Genomic DNA, 7,199 nt, shown 5'->3' on the forward strand with positions numbered 1-7,199 from the left:
ATTACCTTTCAAATAGCCGACACCCATCCCTTTATAGTCCCCCCTCCCCTTGCGGGAGGGGGGTAGGGGGAGGGGGCTGCGCGCGTCCGCGCGCGTACGGGCAAACGACAGGCTTCGCCGCCGGAGCAGATCACCAGTTTCAGGTTGGCTTTGGTGTCGAGAACCCCCTCCCCTGCCCCCCTCCCGCAAGGGGAGGGGGGACTCATATGGCGAGAATGCAGGCGCTAGCCGGCTGGCGCCCGGAACCGCCGCCAGCCCTCGGCGCGCAGGTCGCAGGCGGGGCATTCGCCGCAGCCATGGCCCCAGTCGTGCATCTGGCTGCGGTCGCCGCGGTAGCAGCTGTGCGTCTCGTCGCGGATCAGCTCGACCAGCGCTTCGCCGCCCAGGCTCTCGGCCAGGCCCCAGGTCTCGGCCTTGTCGATCCACATCAGCGGCGTGTGCAGGACGAAGCGCGTCTCCATGCCCAGGTTCAGCGCCAGCTGCATCGCCTTCATGGTGTCGTCGCGGCAGTCCGGATAGCCGGAATAATCGGTCTCGCACACCCCGGCCACCAGGTGGCGCAGGCCGCGGCGATAGGCCAAAGCGGCGGCGAAGGTGACGAACACCAGGTTGCGGCCGGGCACGAAGGTGTTCGGCAGGCCGTTGTCCTGCATCGCGATCTCGACGTCGCGGGTCAGCGCGGTGTCGCTGACCTGGCCCAGCACCGACAGGTCGAGCATGTGGTCGTCGCCCAGCTTTCCGGCCCAGGCGGGGAAGCGGTCGCGGATCGCGTCCAGCACGACCGGCCGGACGTCCAGCTCGACCCGGTGGCGCTGGCCGTAGTCGAAGCCGACGGTCTCGACCCGGCCGAAGCGCTGCAGCGCCCAGGCCAGGCAGGTGGCCGAATCCTGGCCGCCGGAGAACAGCACCAGCGCGCCTTCGGCTGCGCCCCTTTCGCCATGGTCAGTGGTCTCTCGGTCAACGGCCATCGTATTCGGCCCAGCAATTCGGGGTCTCGTAGACGGTGACCGCGGCCAGCAGCGGCAGCGCCGGCCGCACCCGGTCCCAGATCCAGATGGCGATGTGCTCCGCCGTCGGGTTCTCCAGCCCCTCGATCTCGTTCAGGCAGTAATGGTCCAGCCGGGCCAGGATCGGTGCGAAGGCCGCCTCGACGTCGAAGAAGTCGACGACGAAGCCGGTGACGGGATCGACCGATCCCTCCAGCCGCAGCTCGACCCGGTAGGAATGGCCGTGCATCCGGTGGCAGCGATGCGTCGCCGGCACGTTCGGCAGGCGATGCGCCGCCTCGAAGGTGAAGGCCTGGGTGATCTTCATGGGATGCCGATCAGCTTGTGGGTCTGCAGGCTCAGCCGCCATTGCGGGTGGGCCAGGCAATAGGCGACCGCCGCCTCGGTGTTGGCGATGCGGTCCGGCCCGTCCATCGGCTGCAGCCAGAAATGGGCGAAGTCGAGGCCCGCCACTGCTTCCGGCAGCAGGTCGGGCTGGGGATAGACCAGCTTCAGCTCGTCGCCGCGGCGGGCGGCCAAAGGCGCGCCGGCCTTGGGGCTGACGCAGACCCAGTCCAGCTCCGCCGGCGGTTCGATCGTGCCGTTGGTCTCGACCGCGGCGGTGAAGCCGCGGGCATGGATGGCATCTAACAGCGCTTGGTCCAGCTGCAGCAGCGGCTCGCCGCCGGTGAAGACGACGAAGCGCTCCGCCGCCGGCCCGTCCCAGCACGCCTCGATCGTCGCGGCAAGCGCCTCGGCGGTGTCGAAGCGGCCGCCGCCCGGCCCGTCGGTGCCCAGGAAGTCGGTGTCGCAGAAGCGGCACACCGCCTCGGCCCGGTCCTGCTCGCGGCCGGTCCACAGGTTGCAGCCGACGAAGCGGCAGAACACCGAGGCGCGCCCGGCATGGCGGCCTTCGCCCTGCAGGGTCTTGAAGATCTCTTTGACGACGTAGCCCATCACGCTGGTCCAACGCGCACCCGTCGGCGCCGGGGTGGGCCGTGGCCGCGCGGCGCGGTTTTAGCCGGTTTCGCCGCGCGGGTCAGGTGCGAATTGCCGCGGACGGAAAAGGCCCGCGCCGGGCGGGCACGGGCCTTTGCCAACAAAGTAGGTTGGGTTCGCGGTTGCGAACCCAACCTACGACAATCGCTCAGGTGCTGGTCAGCTTCGACAGGTCGAGCGGCAGCGAGCGCAGGCGCTGGCCGGTCGCGGCGAAGACCGCGTTGCCGATCGCCGGCGCCAGCCCGGGCACGCCCGGCTCGCCGATGCCGGTCGGCGCCTCGGCCGAGGGCATGATATGCACCTCGACCTTCGGCATCTCCGACATCCGGGTCGGCTCATAGGTGTCGAAATTGGCCTGCTCGACCTCGCCGTCCTTGAGCGTGATCTTGTTGCGCAGGACGACGGAGAGGGCGAAGCCCACCGACCCCTCGACCTGGGCGCGGATCACGTCCGGGTTGACGGCAATGCCGCAATCCACGGCCGCGACCACCCGGTCCACCTTCAGCGCCCCGTCCTTGATCGAGACCTCGGCCACGGTGGCGACATAGCTGCCGAAGGACTGGTGCACGGCGACGCCGCGGCCCGAGCCGGCCGGCATCGGCTGGCCCCAGCCCGCCTTCTCCGCCACCAGCGCCAGCACGCCGGCATGGCGCGGCTGGTCCTTCAGCAGGCTGGCGCGGAAGGCGACCGGATCCTTGCCGGCGGCATGGGCCAGCTCGTCGACCACGGTCTCGACGGCGTGGGCGGTGTGGGTGTGCCCGACCGAGCGCCACCACAGCACCGGCACACCCTCCTTGGCGTTGTGCACCGTCGCGGTCAGGTCCGGCACGGCATAGGCGGTGTCCGACGCGCCCTCGATGCTGGTGGCGTCGATGCCGTCCTTCACCGCGAAGGCCTCGAAGGAGGTGCCGATCATGATCGACTTGGCGACCACGACATGGTCCCAGCCGCTGACATTGCCGGCCGCATCCACCCCGGCCCGGACCTTGTGATACGCCATCGGCCGGTAATAGCCGGCCTTCATGTCGTCCTCGCGGGTCCGCATCAGGTGGATCGGCGCCTTGCCGCCGGTGGCCTTGACGATCATCGCCGTCTCGGCCGCGTAGTCGGCGGTCGGGGTGGCGCGCCGGCCGAAGGAGCCGCCGGTGTAGGTCGAGCGGATCGTCACCTGGTCCGGCTTCAGGCCCAGGATGGCGGCGATGGTCGCCTGCTCGATGGTCTGGAACTGCGACCCTGCCCACCACACGGCGCCGTCCTGGGTCGGCTCCAGCACGCCGTTCAGCGGCTCCATCGGGGCATGGGCCAGATAGGGGAACTCGAACTCCGCCTCCACCACCTTGGCCGCCTTCTTCAGCGCCGCCGCGGCGTCGCCGCGCTTGGCCGCGGTCAGGCCCGGCTCCTGCGCCATGGTCTTGTAGCCGGCCATGATCGCGTCGGTGGACCGGGCCTCGCCTGCCGCTTGGTCCCACTCGATCTTCAGCGCCTCGCGGCCCTGCATCGCCGACCAGGTGTCCTTGGCCACCACCGCGACGCCGGTCGGGATGGTGACGACGTCGACCACGCCCGGCACCTGCTTGGCGGCCGACGAGTCGACGCTCTTCGGGGTGCCGCCGAAGCGCGGCGGGTGGGCCACCAGCGCGGTCAGCTGGCCGGGGCGGCGGACATCGATCGAAAAGCCGGCCTTGCCGGTGATCTTGGCCGGGGTGTCCAGCCGCGGCACATGCGTGCCGATCAGGGTGAAGGCCTTCGGATCCTTCAGCGTGACGTCCGCCGGCGGGGTCAGCGCCGCGGCCTGAGCCGCCAGCTCGCCGAAGCGGGCCGACTTGCCCGAGGCGTGGGCGACGACGCCCTTCTGCACCGTGATCTCGCCGGCCGGAACGCTCCAGGCCGCGGCGGCGGCCTGGAGCAGCATCGCCCGCGCTGCGGCGGCGGCCTTGCGCAGCTGGTCCCAGGAATTGGCGATTGAGGTCGACCCGCCGGTGCCCTGGATCGGGCCGAAGGCGAGGTTGTTGTAGAGCTTGGCGTCGGCCGGGGCGAATTCGAAGCGCATCTGGCCCCAGTCGGCGTCGATCTCCTCGGCGACGATGGTGGTCAGGCCGGTGGTCACGCCCTGGCCCATCTCGCAGTGCTTGATCAGCACCGTGACGGTGTCGTCGGGGGCGACGCGGACGAAGGCGTTCGGGGCGAGGTCGCCGGTCGCGGCCATGGCGCGGCGGACCAGCGGCAGATGCGCCGCGACCACCAGCGCGCCGCCGAGGGCGCTGGCGCCCTTCAGGAAGGAACGGCGATTCGGCCTGGCGAGGTCGTCGGCGGCTCCGGTCGATGCCGGGGCGGCGATGGGCTGAGCAAACATGGATCGTCCCTCCCGGTTCAGGCCAGCTGCGCCGCGGCGTCGTGGATCGCGGCGCGGATGCGCTGGTAGGTGCCGCATCGGCAGATGTTGCCGTCCATCGCGGCGACGATGTCGTCGTCGGTCGGCTTCGGCGTCTGGCTCAAGAGGCCGATGGCCGACATGATCTGGCCGGACTGGCAGTAGCCGCACTGCACCACGTCCAGCTTGGTCCAGGCGGCGCGCACCGCCTCGGCCACCTTGCCCGACACGCCCTCAATGGTGGTGATCTTGGCGTCGCCGACGTCGCCGACGAAGGTCTGGCAGGACCGCACCGGCTGGCCGTCCAGATGCACGGTGCAGGCGCCGCACAGGGCCTGGCCGCAGCCGAACTTGGTGCCGGTCATGTCGAGATGGTCGCGAAGGGCCCAGAGCAGCGGCATCTGCGGGTCGATGTCGAGCTCGTGGTCGGCGCCATTGATGTTGAGCTTCACCATGGTCGATGTCCCAATTTGGATGCGGTGCGATCAGGGCCGGGCACCGCGCCGGGGCTGGCATGTCCGCGTTGGCCGCGGATCTAGGAACAAAGGTCTAGATCGAATATTCGATCGAATTCGTCGAAAGGCTTAAGGCCGATCAAACGCTTAAGGATTGCGGGCGACGGCGCGCCAGCAGCCCTCGGCAATGTCATCCAGCGTCGCGTCGTCCAGCGGCGTGTCCGGCGCCCGCCGTGCGAGCCGCGCGGCCACGCCGAAGGACAGATCGTAGACGATCTCCGACGGCAGCGGCTTGAACGGGCTGCCGCCGTCGACGAAGCCCAGCCGCCGGGCGAGGATGGCGAAGTTCTCGTCCTCCTTGGCCAGCTCCTGCAGGTCGGTCGGGCAATGGTACGGCGAGTTCTCGTACTGCTCGAGGAACCGGGCCTCCAGCCGATGGGTGCGGTAGAAGTCGTAGGCGTTGCGCCAGGTCTGTTTGAACGTCTCCTTCGGCGACGCGCCGTCGACCCCGCCCTGCAGCATGGCCCGGGCCTTCACAGCCTTGACCTCGCGATAGAGGTCGCGGATCAGCTCGTCCTTGCTGGCGAAGTAGTGGTAGATCACGCCGGGGCTGGCCCCGGACCGCTTGGCGACCTGGGACATCGGCGTGTCGTGGAAGCCGCGCTCCGCCACCAGCTCCAGGGTCGCCTTGAGGATGGAATCGCGCTTGCTGTCGATGTCGGCGTCGGCAAACACGGGCTGCACTCGATCGAACGTTCGTTCTAGGTGAGTAGCCGCTTCGTCGGGTTCAAGTCAAGAATCACGCATCGACGTTCACAAGCTTGCCACCACTCCTGTCATTGCCGGGCTTGACCCGGCAATCCAGAGGCCACCGAGAACGGCTCTTGAAAGCCCTGGATCCTCGGGTCAAGCCCGAGGATGACAGCAAAAGAGGAAAGGCCTCATCTGGTTGCCCTGCGTCAGCGCTTTGCGCAGTCGAGGATGTTTTCCAGCGCGGCGCCGGAGCCGGCGAGGGTGAAGGGCTCGCTCACCGCCGGCTCCGCCAGGCCGACGGTCAGCGCCTTGCCGCGGCGCAGGCTCTCGACCAGCGCCTTCATCTGGTCGGTGGTGAAGGCCTTGGACGGGCCCCAGTCGAAGGCGGTCGACGCCTCCTCGACCTCCACGCCCATCGGCACCGGGGTGGCCTTGCCGTCGACGGTGAAGGTCACCGTCGCGGCCTTCCCGTCCGGGGTCAACTTGCGCGGCAGCGAGAACAGGACATAGGGACCGGTGCGGACCGCAGAGTTCTCCTGCCGCGACACGTCGGAGCAGTAGACGCCGAGATGGGCGCCGTCGGCATTGGTCAGCCCGGCATAGACCGTGCCCAGGTGGTAGCCGGTGCCCCAGCCTTCAGCCTCCTGCGCCGAGACCGGCGCCGCGGCGACGAGCAGGACGGGCAGGGCAAGAAGGGACGAGCGGATCACGCCGGGCTCCTGAAACGAAGAAGGGCACGCTTTACCGTGCCCTTCCGGATCGTCACATGTCGAGCAGGATGCGCTGCGGATCCTCCAGGCACTCCTTGACCCGGACCAGGAAGGTCACGGCCTCGCGCCCGTCGATGATGCGGTGGTCGTAGGACAGGGCCAGATACATCATCGGCCGGATCTCGACCTTGCCGCCCACGGCCATCGGCCGCTCCTGGATCTTGTGCATGCCCAGGATGCCGGATTGCGGCGGGTTCAGGATCGGCGTCGACATCAGCGAGCCGTAGACGCCGCCATTGGAGATGGTGAAGGTGCCGCCGGTCAGGTCGGCCATCGACAGCTTGCCGTCGCGCGCCTTGCGGCCCAGGTCGCCGATGGTCTTCTCGACCTCGGCGAAGGACAGGCCGTCGGCGTCGCGCACCACCGGCACCACCAGCCCGTTCGGCGTGCCGACCGCGACGCCGATGTCGTAGTAGTTCTTGTAGACCAGATCGTCGCCGTCGATCTCGGCATTGACCGCCGGCAGCTCCTTCAGCGCGACGATGCAGGCCTTCACGAAGAAGGACATGAAGCCCAGCTTCACGCCGTGCTTCTTCTCGAAGCTGTCCTTGTACTGGTTGCGCAGCGCCATCAGCGCCGTCATGTCGACCTCGTTGAAGGTCGTCAGCATGGCGGCGTTGTTCTGCGCCTGCTTCAGCCGGGTGGCGATGGTCTTGCGCAGCTTGGTCATGCGCACCCGCTCCTCCCGGTCCTTCTGCGGCCGCGGGCCGCTTTCCGGACGGGTGAAGGCGGGGACCTCGATCACGCTGCCCGAGGCCGGTGCGGCGGCCGGCTTGGACCCGCCGGCGGCCGCGGCCTGCGCGTCCTCCTTCAGGATGCGCCCGCCCTTGCCGCTGCCGGCGATGGCGCCGGCGTCGAGGTTGTT

The 7,199-nt window shown here is 69.2% G+C and carries 8 protein-coding genes; all 8 read right to left on the minus strand.

Going from position 1 to position 7,199, the window contains the following annotated elements; genetic code table 11:
• Nucleotides 1-224: 224 nt before the first annotated feature.
• A complete protein-coding gene (gene queC, locus P409_RS21520; RefSeq protein WP_052121088.1) occupies nucleotides 225-968 on the minus strand; it encodes a 7-cyano-7-deazaguanine synthase QueC in 744 nt (247 codons plus the stop codon).
• Nucleotides 958-1,314, minus strand: coding sequence for a 6-carboxytetrahydropterin synthase QueD (gene queD, locus P409_RS21525; RefSeq protein ID WP_034843512.1), 357 nt, complete (start codon nucleotides 1,312-1,314; stop codon nucleotides 958-960). The genes queC and queD overlap by 11 nt, the downstream gene beginning before the upstream one ends.
• Nucleotides 1,311-1,943: a 7-carboxy-7-deazaguanine synthase gene (queE, locus tag P409_RS21530; protein WP_034843515.1), complete on the minus strand. Its 633-nt coding sequence runs from the start codon at nucleotides 1,941-1,943 to the stop codon at nucleotides 1,311-1,313. Before queE ends, queD begins: the two co-directional genes overlap by 4 nt.
• A 190-nt stretch (nucleotides 1,944-2,133) precedes the next feature.
• Nucleotides 2,134-4,338, minus strand: a complete 2,205-nt coding sequence (locus tag P409_RS21535; RefSeq protein WP_034843517.1) for a xanthine dehydrogenase family protein molybdopterin-binding subunit — start codon at nucleotides 4,336-4,338, stop codon at nucleotides 2,134-2,136.
• Nucleotides 4,339-4,355: 17 nt separating this feature from the next.
• Nucleotides 4,356-4,811 (minus strand): (2Fe-2S)-binding protein, encoded by a 456-nt coding sequence (locus tag P409_RS21540; RefSeq protein WP_034843520.1) that lies wholly within the window; start codon nucleotides 4,809-4,811, stop codon nucleotides 4,356-4,358.
• A 147-nt stretch (nucleotides 4,812-4,958) separates the two neighbouring features.
• Nucleotides 4,959-5,546, minus strand: a complete 588-nt coding sequence (locus P409_RS36340) for a TetR/AcrR family transcriptional regulator (RefSeq protein WP_161790444.1) — start codon at nucleotides 5,544-5,546, stop codon at nucleotides 4,959-4,961.
• Between the two features lie 224 nt (nucleotides 5,547-5,770).
• Entirely contained in the window at nucleotides 5,771-6,274 is a 504-nt protein-coding gene (locus P409_RS21550) for a hypothetical protein (protein WP_034843522.1), read from the minus strand.
• Nucleotides 6,275-6,326: 52 nt separating this feature from the next.
• Nucleotides 6,327-7,199 (minus strand): 2-oxoglutarate dehydrogenase complex dihydrolipoyllysine-residue succinyltransferase (gene odhB / locus P409_RS21555; protein WP_034843525.1); only part of this gene is annotated, 873 nt, incomplete at its 5' end.

This window comes from Inquilinus limosus MP06 (assembly GCF_000767795.1).
Classification (GTDB): domain Bacteria; phylum Pseudomonadota; class Alphaproteobacteria; order DSM-16000; family Inquilinaceae; genus Inquilinus; species Inquilinus limosus_E.